The 15,438-nt window shown below is 53.2% G+C and carries 14 protein-coding genes; 11 read left to right on the top strand and 3 right to left on the bottom strand.

Translation table 11 applies throughout. The annotated features are described in order from the left end of the window. Nucleotides 1–59 precede the first annotated feature (59 nt). The 9 genes from NWP14_RS09240 to NWP14_RS09200 all read left to right on the top strand — a co-directional run bounded on the left by NWP14_RS09240 (nucleotide 60) and on the right by NWP14_RS09200 (nucleotide 10,125). On the top strand, nucleotides 60–977 hold the full coding sequence (locus tag NWP14_RS09240; protein WP_331850661.1) for a LysR family transcriptional regulator: 918 nt from the start codon (nucleotides 60–62) through the stop codon (nucleotides 975–977). A 743-nt stretch (nucleotides 978–1,720) separates the two neighbouring features. Continuing rightward, nucleotides 1,721–2,068: a PTS lactose/cellobiose transporter subunit IIA gene (locus NWP14_RS09235; RefSeq protein ID WP_331850662.1), complete on the top strand. Its 348-nt coding sequence runs from the start codon at nucleotides 1,721–1,723 to the stop codon at nucleotides 2,066–2,068. Nucleotides 2,069–2,120: 52 nt separating this feature from the next. Continuing rightward, nucleotides 2,121–2,378 carry an HPr family phosphocarrier protein gene (locus tag NWP14_RS09230; RefSeq protein WP_095094619.1) on the top strand — a complete coding sequence of 86 codons (258 nt, stop codon included), beginning with the start codon at nucleotides 2,121–2,123 and terminating at the stop codon, nucleotides 2,376–2,378. 20 nt (nucleotides 2,379–2,398) lie between these two features. Continuing rightward, nucleotides 2,399–4,033 (top strand): phosphoenolpyruvate--protein phosphotransferase, encoded by a 1,635-nt coding sequence (gene ptsP / locus NWP14_RS09225; protein WP_375215213.1) that lies wholly within the window; start codon nucleotides 2,399–2,401, stop codon nucleotides 4,031–4,033. A gap of 163 nt (nucleotides 4,034–4,196) precedes the next feature. Beyond that, the gene (locus NWP14_RS09220) at nucleotides 4,197–4,514 is read left to right on the top strand and encodes a PTS sugar transporter subunit IIB (RefSeq protein ID WP_095097948.1); all 318 of its coding nucleotides are present in this window, start codon (nucleotides 4,197–4,199) and stop codon (nucleotides 4,512–4,514) included. A gap of 16 nt (nucleotides 4,515–4,530) precedes the next feature. After that, complete coding sequence (locus NWP14_RS09215) at nucleotides 4,531–5,751, top strand: PTS sugar transporter subunit IIC (RefSeq protein WP_375215212.1); 1,221 nt, start codon at nucleotides 4,531–4,533, stop codon at nucleotides 5,749–5,751. Between the two features lie 67 nt (nucleotides 5,752–5,818). Next, nucleotides 5,819–7,261, top strand: a complete 1,443-nt coding sequence (locus NWP14_RS09210) for a glycoside hydrolase family 1 protein (RefSeq protein ID WP_331850664.1) — start codon at nucleotides 5,819–5,821, stop codon at nucleotides 7,259–7,261. Further along, nucleotides 7,258–8,169: a DMT family transporter gene (locus NWP14_RS09205; RefSeq protein ID WP_375215211.1), complete on the top strand. Its 912-nt coding sequence runs from the start codon at nucleotides 7,258–7,260 to the stop codon at nucleotides 8,167–8,169. Before NWP14_RS09210 ends, NWP14_RS09205 begins: the two co-directional genes overlap by 4 nt. 24 nt (nucleotides 8,170–8,193) lie before the next feature. Further along, on the top strand, nucleotides 8,194–10,125 hold the full coding sequence (locus tag NWP14_RS09200) for a transcription antiterminator (protein WP_095094609.1): 1,932 nt from the start codon (nucleotides 8,194–8,196) through the stop codon (nucleotides 10,123–10,125). A gap of 179 nt (nucleotides 10,126–10,304) precedes the next feature. Here the strand turns inward: NWP14_RS09200 and NWP14_RS09195 are convergent, their stop codons facing one another. Both NWP14_RS09195 and NWP14_RS09190 read right to left on the bottom strand, forming a co-directional pair. Then, a complete protein-coding gene (locus NWP14_RS09195) occupies nucleotides 10,305–10,643 on the bottom strand; it encodes a hypothetical protein (RefSeq protein ID WP_095094607.1) in 339 nt (112 codons plus the stop codon). A 64-nt stretch (nucleotides 10,644–10,707) separates the two neighbouring features. Further along, complete coding sequence (locus tag NWP14_RS09190; protein WP_375215210.1) at nucleotides 10,708–11,073, bottom strand: hypothetical protein; 366 nt, start codon at nucleotides 11,071–11,073, stop codon at nucleotides 10,708–10,710. A 220-nt stretch (nucleotides 11,074–11,293) separates the two neighbouring features. On the opposite strand from NWP14_RS09190, the gene NWP14_RS09185 reads away from it, so the two are divergent. Both NWP14_RS09185 and NWP14_RS09180 read left to right on the top strand, forming a co-directional pair. Then, a complete protein-coding gene (locus tag NWP14_RS09185) occupies nucleotides 11,294–12,046 on the top strand; it encodes a response regulator transcription factor (RefSeq protein ID WP_095094605.1) in 753 nt (250 codons plus the stop codon). After that, complete coding sequence (locus tag NWP14_RS09180; RefSeq protein ID WP_223261740.1) at nucleotides 12,034–13,398, top strand: ATP-binding protein; 1,365 nt, start codon at nucleotides 12,034–12,036, stop codon at nucleotides 13,396–13,398. Before NWP14_RS09185 ends, NWP14_RS09180 begins: the two co-directional genes overlap by 13 nt. Here the strand turns inward: NWP14_RS09180 and NWP14_RS09175 are convergent. Continuing rightward, a complete protein-coding gene (locus tag NWP14_RS09175; RefSeq protein WP_346431963.1) occupies nucleotides 13,388–15,322 on the bottom strand; it encodes a TonB-dependent receptor domain-containing protein in 1,935 nt (644 codons plus the stop codon). The two genes, NWP14_RS09180 and NWP14_RS09175, sit on opposite strands and share 11 nt — an antisense overlap. Between the last annotated feature and the right edge of the window lie 116 nt (nucleotides 15,323–15,438).

Here is a 15,438-nt window from a genome sequence, read left to right as displayed (position 1 = left end):
AAAAAGTAGGGTACAGTTCCTTTCTTAGCGGAACTATTTGTCCGCAATGGAGGGGTGAAGTGGACAACCTTAACGGCTTCGTGGTGTTCGTGCGGGTCGCCGAGACGCGCAGCTTCGTCGCGGCCAGCCGGCTGCTGGGCGTATCGGCATCGGCCATCGGCAAAAGCGTGGCGAGGCTGGAAGAGAAGCTCGGCGTGCGCCTGTTTCATCGCAGCACCCGCAGCGTCACGCTGACGGCCGAGGGTACGCTGTTCCTGGAGCGCAGCCGCCGCATCCTTGCCGAGATTGAGGCCGCGGAACTGGAGCTGTCGCAGGCGACGGCTGCGCCGCGCGGCCGATTGCGGGTCAGCCTGCCTCTGGTCAGCTCGCTGGTGCTGCCGGTGCTCGGCGAGTTCATGCGCCAGTACCCGGCCATCGAGCTGGATCTCGACTTCACGGACCGGCTGGTCGATGTGATCGAAGAAGGTTTCGACGTGGTGGTGAGAACGGGAAACCCGACGGACTCGCGCCTGTCGGCGCGGAGGCTGGGCACCTTCCGCTCGATGCTGGTCGCCTCTCCCGATTACCTGGCGCGGCGAGGTATACCCAAAGTGCCTGCCGATCTGCTGGAGCACACCTGCCTGCACTACCGCTTTCCCAACAGCGGCAAGCTGGAGCCGTGGGCGCTACGGCAGGCGCCTGGAGACCCCGAGCTGCAGCTTCCCACCTCGATGATCTGCAACAACATTGAGACGCGAGTGTGCTTTGCTCTTCAAGGCCTGGGCATCGCCTATCTGCCGGAATTCTCGATCGGGGAAGCGCTGGCGGATGGACGCTTGTGCGCCATTCTGGCCGATCGCGTGGAACGCGCTGGCGTATTCCACGTGCTCTGGCCCGCCAGCAGGCATCCCTCGCCGAAAGTTCGGGCTATGGTCGATTTTCTGTGCGCTCGGGTGTTTCCGCCCTCCGCCAGCGGGCAGCCGACCCGGAGCAGATGATGAGCTTTCGGCGGCAGTGGACGGAAGGATACGAACCGCAAGCTCCCCCCTCCGGCATCGGTATGCCGGCCTTTTCCGATGCCTTCGCAAACGGACGTGAATTAAACCACGGGCAATCTCCCCCTCAAAAGCGGCGGGAGTGAAACGCCATCGGCTCAGACTCATGTCCGCCCTTCTGCCGGTATCCGGCCATATTAGATATTGGTAGCGATAATATCTGCATACCTTAGCTCATCACTCTTATTGGTTAAGGCAGTGATTTCATCGGTTTCAATGCTGAACACCGCTAATTTATTGCCAGGAACGGTAATGCTAAATAGCCTGGCTGGAATACTGCTCGATAAAAACCACCTTGCATTCCATTCAATAGCGACAGGATCATCATTTCCATGCGGATACTAGCGTTATTAAGCGGCGATAGAAAAAGATCGGAGCAGCAGTCACCTACATACGATAGTCTAATAATGTGACACACTTCACAATTAAATTAAAATCGACTCAACCCAACTATAATAAATAGTAAAAAACACCACCACACTCAAAATTAAAAAAAACAAAAACAACAAGTTACAATATATAAGCCAAAAAAAAGTAAAAGTCTTCCTTGCAGGTGGGAAATTATTTATTTGTTGCTCACCGAAAGCCTGTGGTGAACTGCTCTTCAGCAAGAGTTCATTTTCTCTCTCCATCCGAAGCTAATAAACAACGGCAATAAAGAGATTAACTGCATAGTGAGATAACCAATGGATAAAACAGAACAGATTAATAGTACGGCAATGAATATTATTATGGATGCCGGCGATGCCCGCGCTTTAATTACCGATGCGCTCTCTGCCATTGAAAAAAACCAGTTTAGCCTCGCGGATGAAAAAATCACCCAGGCCCAGCAGAAAATAAAAACAGCCCACGGCAACCAGACCGATATTGTGCAGAGCGAAATCCACGGTGAAGTCTTCCCGCCATCTCTGCTATTTACCCACGCGCAGGATACGCTGATGACCATTAATAGCGAGCTGCTGATGAGCCGTCATCTGCTCAAAATCTTTCGCACCCTTGATAAGCGCATAGGCGAGCTGGAACCACGTAGATAGCGGTAAAAGCATGCGATAAAACTACCCGCCTCCCTTTTAACAGGAAACGTTAATGGAACAATTTCAATACACTATCCGCGACGATCTCGGCATCCACGCTCGCCCGGCGGGTCTGCTGGTGCGGCTGGCGCTGGGCTACAGCTCCACTCTGCATATTGCCAGGCAAGATCGGCAGGTCAGCCTGAAAAAAATCTTCACCGTAATGGGCCTGAACGTGAAGGTCGGCGATACGGTGACGATCAGCGCCAGCGGCGCGGATGAGCAGCAGGCGATCGCCGCGCTGCACGACTTTTTCCAGCAGCATCTTTGATTATCGCTTAAGGAAAGTTCATGCAGATCGTAGCAGGTAAAGCCGTTTCATCAGGTATCGCACGGGGGCAAATATGGTGCTACCGGCCAGCAAAATCGCACGTCAGCCCGGAGCCTATCGACAGCCCGCAGCAGGAACTGGCAAAACTGGAGCGCGCGTGCAGTACCGCGCTAATACAGCTGCAGGCGCTGGAGGATAAGGTCCGCGCGGAGAGCGGAGAAGAAACCGCCCAGCTGTTCGCAGCTCATCAGCTAATGCTGCTGGACGACGATTTCCAGCAGGAAATACGCGAGGCGATCGGCGAGCAGAAGCTCAACGCCGCCTGGGCCGTCGAGCAGGCCGGAGAGCTGTTTGCCAACCAGCTGGCCGCCATGGAAGATGCCTATTTCCAGGCGCGCGCCGCGGACGTGCGGGATGTCTCCGGGCGACTGGTTGCCATTCTCTGCGGCCATCAGGCCCCCGGGCTACGGCAGCCCGACGGAGAGGCAATTCTTCTTGCCGACGATCTGACCCCCAGCGAGACCGTACAGCTCGACAGGCAGCGCGTCGCCGGCATCGTCACCCGCCAGGGCTCATCCAATTCCCATACCGCTATTCTGGCTCGCGCAATGGGGATCCCCGCGCTCGTCGGCCTGGATCTGGCGGAACTCCCCTCCGCATGGGACGGCCTGGAGGCGGTGATTGACGGCAATCGCGGCCGCCTCTGCCTGACGCCCGATGATGAAACGCGTCGGCGTTATAGTAAGGAGCTGGAACAGCAGGCCCGGCAGCGCGAGATTCTGCTCGCCGCCAAAGACGAACCGGCCATCACGCGCTGCGGACGCCGCATCGAGCTGTACGCGAATATCGGCTCAGCGCAGGAGCTGGCGTCGGCCCTGGACAACGGAGCAGAAGGCATCGGCCTGTTTCGTAGCGAATTTCTCTACCTCGGGCGCCAGGATCTACCCGGCGAGGAGGAGCAGTTTGCCGCCTATCGCGCCGTTGCCGAAGGCATGAACGGCAAACGGGTGATTATTCGTACGCTGGACCTCGGCGCGGATAAACAGACCGCAGCGCTGCGCCTGGAGAAAGAAGAAAATCCGGCGCTGGGCTGCCGGGCAATTCGCCTGTGTCTGTCGCAACCAGAACTGCTGATAACCCAGCTCCGCGCAATTTTACGGGCCAGCGCCTGGGGACGCATTGCCATTATGTTCCCGATGGTGGCGTCGCTTTGGGAAGTGCGGGCATTGAAAGATCTTTACCAGCAGTGTCGCCAGCAGCTGGATGCGGAAGGTGTCCCCTACCGGGCGGATATTGAGCTGGGGATAATGATCGAAACGCCCGCGGCCGCACTGACCGGCGACCTGTTAGCGCCTGAGGTGGATTTCTTTAGTATCGGCACCAACGATTTAACGCAGTACACCCTGGCGGTCGATCGCCAGAACCAGGCGCTTGCCCCCTACGGCGATCCGACGCACCCGGCGCTATTACGCCTGATCGAGCAGGTCTGCGCCCATGCGCATCAGCATGGAATATGGGTGGGCGTTTGCGGCGAACTGGCGGCAGACTTAGCGCTGAGCGAATATTTTATTCGTCTGGGTGTTGCTGAACTTTCAGTATCACCACCGGGACTATTGCCGTTAAAAAAAGCGATTCAGCAAATTATTTTGAAATAAAAACGTTCACTCAGCGTGATGGCGATCACTTATTTTCATCGCTGCCGGCGTAAGTAAATATTTTCACTTCGACAGTGAAATAGCATATTTGAATGCCGGCAATAATGATGACCATAATAAAATGACCCTACATCACAACACTTATATAAAGGTTTATACGCAAATGAAGAAATTAAACGTATTGCTGATTTGTGGCTCGGGAGCATCCAGCGGTTTTCTTGCCGCGAACATTCGCAAGGAAGCGGCAAAGCGCGGGCTCGACTGTAGCGTCGTTGCTCGTAGCGAAGCCGAAGTTGAAAGCTTTTTACAGGAAATCGACTGCCTGATGGTTGGGCCACACCTCAAATATTTAATTCCGGAACTGGAAGAAAAAGTGGCAACCATGAACATCAAAGTCATCTTAATGGATAAATCTTATTATTCACTGCTGGATGGCGCTAAAGCGCTGGATCATCTTCTTGGCGAATTAAAGAAAGGTTAAGCGAGGCATAACCGATATGCAAAAATTTATCGACTGGATGGAGGTGCATTTTGCACCGCCAATGAACAAGGTCAACCGCAATGTTTGGGTTTTAACGCTCAAAGACTCAATCATGCAGGTGCTGCCGATGATTCTGGTTGGCTCGCTGGTAACCGTTTTATCGATTCTGAAAAATTTTCTGCCGTGGTTCCCCAACCTATCGACAATATCCAGCTACACGATGGGGTTGCTTTCCGTATTTATTGCATTTTTGATTCCATTTAACTATATGGAAAAAAAGAAAATCAACAAAATGCGCTTAATTGCCGGTATGTCCGGAATTGCCCTGTTTATGATTATTGTCAAACTGCAGGAGGTTTCAGTCCTGCAATTTAAATACTTTGGCGCCGGCGGGATGTTTGTTTCTATTATTGCCGGGATCTATGTTGCCTTTATTATGGGGATTGCCGGCAGGTATTCATTCTTTAAACAAGACAGCGCGATTCCAGATTTTGTCAGGGTATGGTTTGATGCGATTATTCCAATCCTGGTGGTGACGGTGACCGGATGGCTGGCGGTATACGTACTGCAGCTGGATCTGTATCAAATATTACTTAATATTTTTATGCCGATCACCAGCTTCGCGCAGACGCTGCCAGGATTTTTACTGATTACCTTTTTAGGCGTATTTCTCTACTCGATGGGGATCAGCGGCTGGGTGCTGTTCCCTATAACCAAGCCTATTTTTCTCGCCGGTATTACCGCCAATATGGCAGCGGTGTCCGCCGGTGGGGTAGCCAAAAACATTGTGACGGCAGAAGTGCTCTATTCCGGGTGGGTAGCGATCGGTGGGATAGGCGCAACCCTACCGCTGGTGATTATGCTGGTCAGATCGAAATCTAAAAGATTGAAAGCGCTAGGGTCGGCATCGCTGGTTCCGGGAATCTTTAATATTAATGAACCGGTCATTTTTGGCGCGGTAGCGTGGAACCCAATATTAATGGTCCCGCTGTGGCTCCAGGGCATTATTTTACCGCTAATTACCTATGTCGTTCTCGATATGGGAGTCGTCAATATCCCGGCCGCCGTCTTTGATATGTGGTACTGCCCGTTCCCTATTTCGACGTGGATTGTATCGCAAGATTTAAGCGGGCTGGTGCTGTTCGCCGTCGTGGCAACCGTCAGTACGTTGATCTGGTATCCCTTTTTCAAAATGTATGAAAAACAGCAGGTTGAATCAGAAGCTGCGGCATCCTGAAACCGTACTTTATACCCTGTTCCCGAGCAGCGGCCAGCCGGCCGCTTAATAAAAGGAGTGACCTATTTTGACCAGTAAACGCGTTCCTGATGGATTTCCCAATAACTTTCTCTGGGGCGGCGCGGTAGCCGCTAATCAATGTGAAGGAGCCTGGCAGGAGGATGGTAAAGGATGGTGTGTGGCGGATATTAATCTTTTTCGTAATGATGTTGCGCTCGAAAAAAAATACAACGAAGAGATCACGACCGAATATATCCGCAATGCGATGACGGATGACCAGGGCGTTTATCCAAAACGTAATGCCATCGATTTTTATCATACCTATAAAGAAGATTTGCAGCTGCTAGCCGCCACCGGCATGAATGCTTTCCGTACCTCGATTAACTGGTCGAGAATCTACCCTAACGGCGACGATCGGGTCGCAAACGAGGCCGGACTGCAGTTTTACGATAACCTGATCGATGAGATTATCGCCAACGGCATGGAGCCGGTGATCACCCTCTCCCACTATGAAATGCCGCTGCATCTGACTACCGCCTATAGCGGCTGGTATTCACGAGAGCTGGTTGATTTCTTCGTCCGCTACTGTGAGACGGTCTTTACCCGCTATCAGCACAAGGTGAAGTACTGGATTATTGTGAACCAGATAAACCTGATCGTTCATGAGTCATTCAACCACCTCGGGATTGCGGAAGATAAAGTAGCCAATCTTCATGAAGCAAAATATCAGGGAGTGCATAACGAGATGGTCGCCTGCGCAAAAGCTACCGAGATTGCGCGCCGCATCAACCCGGAATTTCGTATCGGCATGATGTTTGCCGACGGCATTAGCTACCCCGCGACCTGCAAGCCGGAAGACGTGCTGGCGACCGTGCGTCGCAATCAAATGGAGTATTTTTACGGCGATGTGCTGCTGCGGGGCCGCTATCCGGGATATGCGTTCCGCTATTTTGCAGAGCATAATATTCAGCTGCATTTCTATCCCGGCGACGAAGAGGCTTTACGCAATACGGCCGACTTTCTCGCTATCTCATATTACTACACCCGTATAAGCGACGCGCAGAGCGTGCTGAAGCATAAAACGTCCTACCCTAACCCAAACATTCAGGCCAGCGACTGGGGATGGGGCATCGATCCCATCGGCCTGCGCACCAAGCTCAACCTCTACTGGGATCGCTATCAGGTTCCCGTCATGATTGCCGAAAATGGGATTGGCGCATTCGACACGAAAGAAGAGAATGGCGAGGTTAACGACGACTATCGCATCGATTATATGAGCGCACATCTGGCGCAGGTGAAAGAAGCGGTCCGTGACGGCGTTGATGTCATTGGCTACTTCCCCTGGGGGCCTATTGATATCGTCAGCTGTTCCTCCTCGGAGATGAGCAAACGCTACGGCTTTATCTATGTTGATTTAGACGATTACGGCCGGGGTAGCGCCGCGCGGAGTCCGAAGAAAAGCTATAGCTGGTATCAGCGGGCAATTGCCAGCCACGGTGAAGAGCTTTGATAGCATCAGAAAAACCCGCATTGCTGGCGCTGGGCGCCGGCATTTGCTGGGGTACGTCTGGCCTGGTAATGCGCCATCTTGGCGCCTATGGCTTCACGGCGGCCGAAATCGGTGCCCTGCGCCTGACGGTTGCCGCCGCAGCGGTGAGCATCATTGCGCTGCGCCGCCCCGGCGGAATGCATATCCGTCTGCGCCAGCTTCCCTCGCTGGCGATAATGGGCGCAGGATGCCTGTTTTTCTACTCGCTGTGCTACGTGCTGTCGGTACGGGAACTTTCGCTCTCGCTGACTGCGGTGCTGGTTTATACGTCTCCGGCCATCGTCATGCTGCTTTCAGTCCGGGTATTTCGTGAGCCGCTGACGCCGCGTAAAACGGTAGCGCTGGGGCTAACTTTAGGCGGGATCTGCCTTGCGGCCGGCGTCTCCCCCGCGGCTCAGCACTATTCCGCACGCGGGATCGGTTTTGGTCTTCTCGCCGCGCTGCTGTATGCGCTTTACGCCGTGCTGGCGAAAATAGAGGCGCGGCGCGGCAATCCGCTGACGATCACCGCCTGGTGTTTTATCTTCGGCACCGCGGCCGCGCTGTGTGCGGTCGATATACCTCATGGACTTGCCATCCTGTACGCGGCGCCCGGGTCGGTGCTCTGGATAGCCGTTATCGGCATACTGAATACGGCGCTCCCCTATCTGCTTTATACTCAGGCGATCGGCCAGGGAGAAGCAGGCAAGGCGGCGATGATGGCCTCGATAGAACCGGTAGTGGCTACGCTGTCAGGAATGATATTTTTCCATGAAACGCTGGGGCTGTGGGCATGTTTGGGTATGCTGCTGACGATCGCCGGGCTCACGGTGATGAACCGTTCGCCGCGGCGGAAAGACGCCCTGTCGGCAGGCTCAGATCCGCGCTGAAACGCGTCAGACAAAGGAGAGGAAATGCAAAATAAGCATCTGAAACTGCTGCGGCTGTTTCTCGACGGCGCTGACGCGCAAACCGCACAGATGCTGGCTATGAATATGGCCGTCAGCGATCGCAGCGTGAAGAACTACATTGCCGAGATAAACGCGCATGAGCCAGGGCTTATCCAGTCTTCGCACCGCGGTTATGCGGTGGATAAAGAGCGCATCATGCGCGTGCTCTCCAGCCATGCCCATAAAATGCCGCAAACGCCGGAAGAAAGAATTAACTACCTACTGACCCAGCTCCTCAACAGCCGCCAGCCGACGGCGCAACTGCCCGACCTGTACGGTCTGAGCGATGTGCTGTGCGTCAGTTATGAAACCGTCAAAAAAGATCTGCTGCTGGTCAGAAAAAAACTGAAAGATTTTAATCTGTACCTCACCGTGACCAACGATTGTCTGGCTATTGAGGGGCTGGAGCAGGACAAACGGCGGATGTTTTCCAGCATTCTGTACGCGGAATTTAGCGCGAATATTCTCAGCCTGACGGAAATCGGACGGATATTTCCCCGCTACGATATCGACCAGCTGGTCTCTATTCTGGTCGAATCATGTAAATCCTGGCACTACTTCATCAACGAATATGCGTTGCTAAGCCTGGTGCTGGATGTCGTTATCAGTATTGATCGCATTCGGAACGACCACACCTTTAATCCGTGTTCCGCCGCCTCGCCCGCTGCCGGTGAAAGAAAATATGATGAGCGTGAAACAACGCTGGCGCGCCACGTCATTAACGAAATTGAGCAGCACTTCGAGGTGATTTATAGCGAACAGGAAGCCGAAGCGCTCACCGTGGTTCTGCTCAGCAGTCTTATCAGAATCGACATGGACGAAATCCACGCCGGGAATATCGAGGTGCTGGCCGGCAAAGAGTGCATGGAGCTGGTGGCGATACTGTGCAAAGAAATGCGGCGCTATGATTTTATTGATGGCGACAGCGAGCAGTTCCTGGTGCGATTCACCATCCATATTAAAAATTTGCTGGTGCGGCTTCAGCATGGGCACGTTACCCGTAATCCCCTAACTGAACAGATTCGGACATCCTGCCCGCTTATTTTTGACTGCGCGGTGGCGATTTCGGAAAAAATTCGCCAGGCCACCGGCTTCACCGTGGACGAGCATGAAATTGCCTATATTGCGCTGCATATTGGCAGCATTTTGGGCAACCAGATCGCCGGACAAAATAAGGTGAGCTGCGTGCTGCTGGTGCCGCACTATCATAACCATACCAACCAGCTAATATCGCAGATTGACAGCCTGTTCGGCCAGCAGCTTATTATTCGGGCTATAATTACCTCCTATGAAGAGTTTGCCAACCTGCCGGCGCCTGACTTTCTGATCTCCACGCTGCGGATCCCGCAAACCCTGATGGAATGGGTTTATATTAATCCGTTTCTGACCGACAGGGATATTTCGGCCCTGCAGTATAAAATCGAGCGCGTACGGCAGAAGAAGAAACGGGCCCGGCTGCTGGAAAACCTGCAGCTTATCTCCAACGAAAAACTGTTTTTCCACAATCCGCAGCTGGCGGATGAAAACGAAGCGATTCCGTTTATGGCGGATGCGCTGCACCGCCACGGCTACGTGGATGCGGATTTCGTGCACGATGTTTTCCAGCGGGAGCACAACTACTCCACCACCTTTGGCAATATCGCCGTTCCGCATTCAATGAAGATGAATGCGGACAAAACCGGGCTATGCGTCGTGATTAGCGAGAAAAGCTTCCCGTGGGGCAATAACATGGTCAATGTAGTGCTGCTATTTTCGATTAATCAGGCCGAGAGGGCCCTGTTCTACGATATCTTCGATAACCTTATCGTACTGCTCCTCGAGCCGCCGAATTTGAAAAAGGCCAGCGAATGCCGTACGTGGCAGGAGTTTGTCACCACTATTATTGAATGTTTTTAAATCTAAAAAATACCCGCATATTTGACAGCCCATAGCCGATACGCCGTATTCGCGCCTTGGGATATTTATGGACATGGAAACGCTACGCTACGTGCCGAAAAACGGCTTTTGGGGTCCTTTGAGGGTAACGCAATCGATGCTGCCCTGTTAAGAAGGGCATCTGGTTGCATAAGGAACGCTCACTTCAGGCGGCACTCTTTGTTTATTTCATTCTCAATATCTCGATCTTTCGAGTGCTCTACCAGTCGTTTAAATTTACGCTTGAGCTCAATACCGGACGGAGTACAGTTTTTTGAGTCAGCTAGCTGTACCGCAGCACTGTAAGCGTTGTAGCAGCGATCAACATCCGAAACGTCCTTTTTGCACTGGCTGAAAAGGAGATAAGTATTGTCGGGTTGCTGCAACATTTTTTCTAACTCACTATTGGTTTGCAACTCCCGAAATATTTTGGGAAAAAACAGGGCTGTCGCTACCGCTACCAGAACTACGCCAATCGCCACCGTTAATTTGAATGTCATACTGATTTTCTCGCGCTGACGTAATATTTGCTTCCGGATAACCGCTACACGGCAGAACGTGTAATTAAAGGTCGTTTTGGCAGCTGGATATCATAGACAAAATGGCCCTCTGTAAGTCCGGAGCATGAGGGGCATAATAAAAATCTACGCTTGTTTGTTTTTTACCAAAGGATGAGACATCAACCCACGCCACATCTTCATAGTTGGCGTCCTGCAAATTGTAGCGTTGCGTCCCTCCAGGCAAAAGGTCATCCTTCATTAAGGACAATTTCTGCGAGAGCGCTGCTGAGTACAGACAATTCTCTACAGCGGTCTTTTGCCCGTCGAAATATACCGTTTTTAATTCCGGGTGAATGCCAACACGACCAGGATCCACGCAACCACAAAGCATAACGGCGATAATGCTTATAGCGGTTTTATTCATCGCCATAAGTCCTCCTTCGAATAAATGCCGCTCATATTAACCGGGCGTTCTTATACACATGCTCAATAGTATCTTAACCTTGAACGTCTGGTTTGAACTGAAACACGGCAAACTGACAGCCAACCATTTGCGATAAAGAGGCCAACACTATTATTGAAAATAACACTCATTCTCATTATATTGTTATGCTATTCTTCCCTCCGCCGCGTCTAAGTCGTCAGTAATAATGGATAACTTTTCTTTTCCTGTCAGTATCTTAGTCGTTGATGATCACCGAAAAATTCGCGAACCGCTTGCTGCATGGCTGCGGCGTCAGCGCCTCAATGTCATCACGGCTGATGATGCCACCTCAATGTGGTCAATGCTGCGTTCAAACACCTTTAACCTGATCGTTCTGGATGTCATGCTGCCTGACGGTGACGGCATGCTGCTTTGCCAGCAGATTCAGCGCAAATACAAAACGCCTGTCATCCTGCTTACGGCGAAGGACGCGCTTGACGACCGCATCAGTGGGCTGGAGATGGGGGCTGATGATTACGTGGTAAAGCCATTCGAGCCGCGTGAGCTACTTGCCCGCATCCATACCGTTCTGAGGCGTGCCCGGAGAACGGATGGGCCGCAGCATACTGCTCACCAACGGCCCGATCGTACGATGAATTTTTCCGGGTTGATCTACCGGCCGGTCAGCCGCACGGTCACCAATCCACAGGGGATAACGCTGAAGCTGAGTACTGTGGAAGCCAGGCTCCTGACCGCTTTTCTCTCCAGCCCGGGTGCTGTACTCAGCCGGGAAGTGCTGATGGATCGCTGCATAACGCCCGGAAATGAGGTTTTTGACCGGGCAATCGATCGACAGGTCAGCCGCCTACGAAACCGCCTGCAGCAGTTGCTTCCGGGCGTTGTTCTGCTGGATACGGTATGGGGAGAGGGCTACCGTCTGGCTTCGCAGGTTGAGGCGCGCGACGAATGCCTCAGCTAAAACGCCTGCTGCCGCAGAGAATGATGAGCCAGCTTGGTTTGCTGATGGTTTCGGCAATTGTGATTGCCAATCTGCTCGCGGTGGGCGGCCTTCAGCTGATCGGTAATTTGCTCTCTCCTGCCACGCGTAATCTGGCTGTGGAACGTATTGAGCTGGCCTATCTTACCAGCCAGCTGGCGGCTGGTTCTCCGTTACATATTCTTCGTGAGGATGGCGCCAGGTTCTGGATTGCCGATCATGCTGAAGTGACGCCTTTCCCCATGCGGCGTGAAGAGCGGCGCCTGCGTGACGCTATTTTGAAGTTAAAGGGATTTGCGCCGGACATGCAGGTGACGTTTCAGCTCGAGCGTTCCAACGGTGGGCCGGCGCGCTGGCATCTCTTTAGTACGGAAAATAGCGACCCTTTAAGGCTGCGATCGACGCTCTCTTTGCCTGACGGGACTTATCTGAACGGCATACAGCCGCTTGATCCGGCATATGCATGGATACAGCTGCTCTCACTGTCACTGGTCATCATGACGGTTCCGCTGATCCTGCTGAGTCTTTACTTCACCCACCGCGTTGTCAGGCCGATTCAGCGACTTGCCGCCGCCGCTGATGCCCTTAGTCGGGGAGACTGGACCGGTAGTCTACCTCTCGTTGGCCCGCGGGAATCGAAAGACCTGACGGGTAGCTTTAATCTGATGCAGCAACGTCTTGCCCGACATCTGGAAGGCAAGACCCGTATGCTGGCCTCAATGAGCCACGACTTCAACACGCCGCTGACAGAACTGCGCCTGCAGATAGAACTCATGGACGCCGGAGAGGCTCGTGATGACATGCTGGAAAGTCTCATTGAATTGCAGAGTATGGTCAGTGAAACGCTGAACTTTATCCGTGATGAAACGCCGCAGGAGAAGACCTGCCGCTGCAACCTGAGCAAGTTACTGAGCGATCTGACGCATCGTTACGGCCAAAAAGGCGAGTCAGTTAACTGGCAGGGAGAGGCAGAAATTACGATCAACTGCCGACCGCTGGCGATAAAACGGGTACTAAGCAATCTTATTGAGAACGCATTGAGCTATGCAGGCGAGGCATCCGTCATACTCACAACGGAGAGCAACATGGTAAGGATAGATGTTCTGGACAGCGGTCCGGGTATCCCGGAGAAACAGCTTGAGCAGGTCTTCGAACCCTTCGTTCGTTTGAATGATAATCGCGCCGCCCGACACCACTTTGGCGGCGGGCTGGGTTTAGGTTTATCGATTGCCCGTGCTTGCGTCCATGCCCACGGCGGCGAGCTGAGCCTGAAGAATCGCTCGCCCGCCGGTTTATGTGCAACGATTTTGCTGCCAGGAGCGATCAGAAGCTGAGCGTCACTCCCCCCCAGAAGGTTCGACCGTAGTTGACCGTACCGTAGGTTTCGTCGTTCAGACGCTTATCGCCAATGTTGTAAATAGCGCCATTGAGGGCCAGATTCCGGCTAAGCTGATGCGACACGCCAACATCTGCCGTCAGGTAATCGGGGGCCGGCTCAGCGGTAACGGAGGTCCCGTACTCTTTACCGTAATAGTTAGCCGCTGCCCAAAACTGCGTTTGTCCCGTGTAATCCCATTCGCTGCGCAGGCTGGCTTTATGCTTAGCAGTTAAAGCCAGCGGCGCCCCTTTATTGCTGCCGCTTTTCTGCTCTGAATCCAGGAAGGTATAGTTAGCCTTTAACGATAGCTCAGGCGTTATCTTCCAGCTGCCGGTTAATTCCGCGCCTCTGATGATCGCTTTATCAATATTGATACGCTCCATCACGATATAACCGTTCCAGCGTCGATCCGTCGTTAGCGTGGAAAGCTTGTCCTGGAAATCGTTGTAGAAGAGCGTAGCGCTGGCAGAAAGATCGTCACGATTCGACCACATCGCGGAAAGCTCGTAATTGGTACTGGTTTCAGGCTTCAGATTGGGATTACCGAGCATGGCCCAGGTATTGCGGCGCAGTACCGCGTAATCGTCAATCACTGCGCGAATTTCCGGCGCCTTAAAGCCTCGCGCGACGCCGCCTTTCAGGGTCCACTCATCACTGACATACCAAACGCCATATAAGCGCGGGCTGTAGTGATTGCCGTACTGTTCGTGATTATCAAGGCGTAATCCACCGGTGAGCGAGAACGCTTCAGCGAGCCGCCATTCGTCCTCGATGAACAGCGCTCGTTGCACCACGCTATAGCGATGATCCTGGCGTGTACCATCTCCCTGGTTCCAGTCTTTTAGCTCATTTTCCTGCCACTGTCCGCCCAGCGTGGCGGTATGGTACATGGTTGGCACGATCAGTTTTGCATCCAGCACGCTATTTTTGATGGTGGGTTTACGGCCGTAAACGTCACTCTGTGAAGGGCTGGCTAATCCTTCACGGCTGGTTTTTTCCTGAGCAAAAGAAACCGTCGATGTTCCCCAGTCCCAGCGGCCGTCGTAGCTGACAGACCAGTGATCGCGGTTATTTTTTTGTTCACGCGTCGCCCAGTTTGCACTCTCGCCGTCACCGTTTTTCAGGCGACTGACGCCGCCTTCAAGCTGCAGCTCCTGGTTATCGGTTGGCGCGAATGACAGCCTCCCGGTTACGTCCTTATGGTCGGCTTTGCTGAAGCCATTGGTGTTCTGCACATCATCATCGGCCTGACGATCCAGATAGCGCCCCCATAGCTGTAAGCCCAGCTTGTCATCGACCAGGGGACCCGCCAGGTAAAACTGCGTGTTTGCCGCATTGCCCTGGTCGTCATGCTGGCGAGCAGCATAGTCCCAGGAGAGCGACCCGCCCCACTGCTTATTGACCTTACGGGTAATGATATTGATGACTCCGCCAATCGCATCTGACCCGTAAAGCGATGACATTGGCCCGCGAATCACCTCAATACGTTCGATGGCGGCCGCCGGCGGGATAAAACTCTGCTCATAACCGGCATTGCCATTCACCCGGGAATCGCGACCACTCTGGCGCTTTCCGTCAACAAGGATGAGCGTGTAATCTCCCGGCATGCCGCGAATGGAGATGTCATTTTCATTGGCGCCGCCGATGACGGCTACACCTTCGACATCGCGAACGGCATCAGCCAGGTTTTGGATAGAACGTTTACGGAGATCCTCGCCTGAAATCACGGTCACTGACGCGGGTGCATCTTCCAGCCGCTGTTCAAATCCGGATGCTGTGACCACCATCGTCTCTGACTCTGCGGCGCTGGCCGCTGAGGTGAATAGCAGGATCAGACTGGCTAATTCAGTTCGTTTAAATTTAATGATTGAGTTGCACATGATTGATTAACGCCCCCGACAAAAACGCTAATAGTAATCATCCGCATCTGTGAAAATTGGACAAAGTGAGACAGATAAATGACTTCCGGACCCATGATGGCCCGCGTATGGCACCG

Source organism: Klebsiella sp. C349492, from assembly GCF_042055345.1.
Lineage (GTDB): Bacteria > Pseudomonadota > Gammaproteobacteria > Enterobacterales > Enterobacteriaceae > Klebsiella > Klebsiella scottii.
The sequence above is the reverse complement of the archived record's forward strand: the minus strand, read 5'-3'. Positions and strand labels throughout refer to the sequence as shown.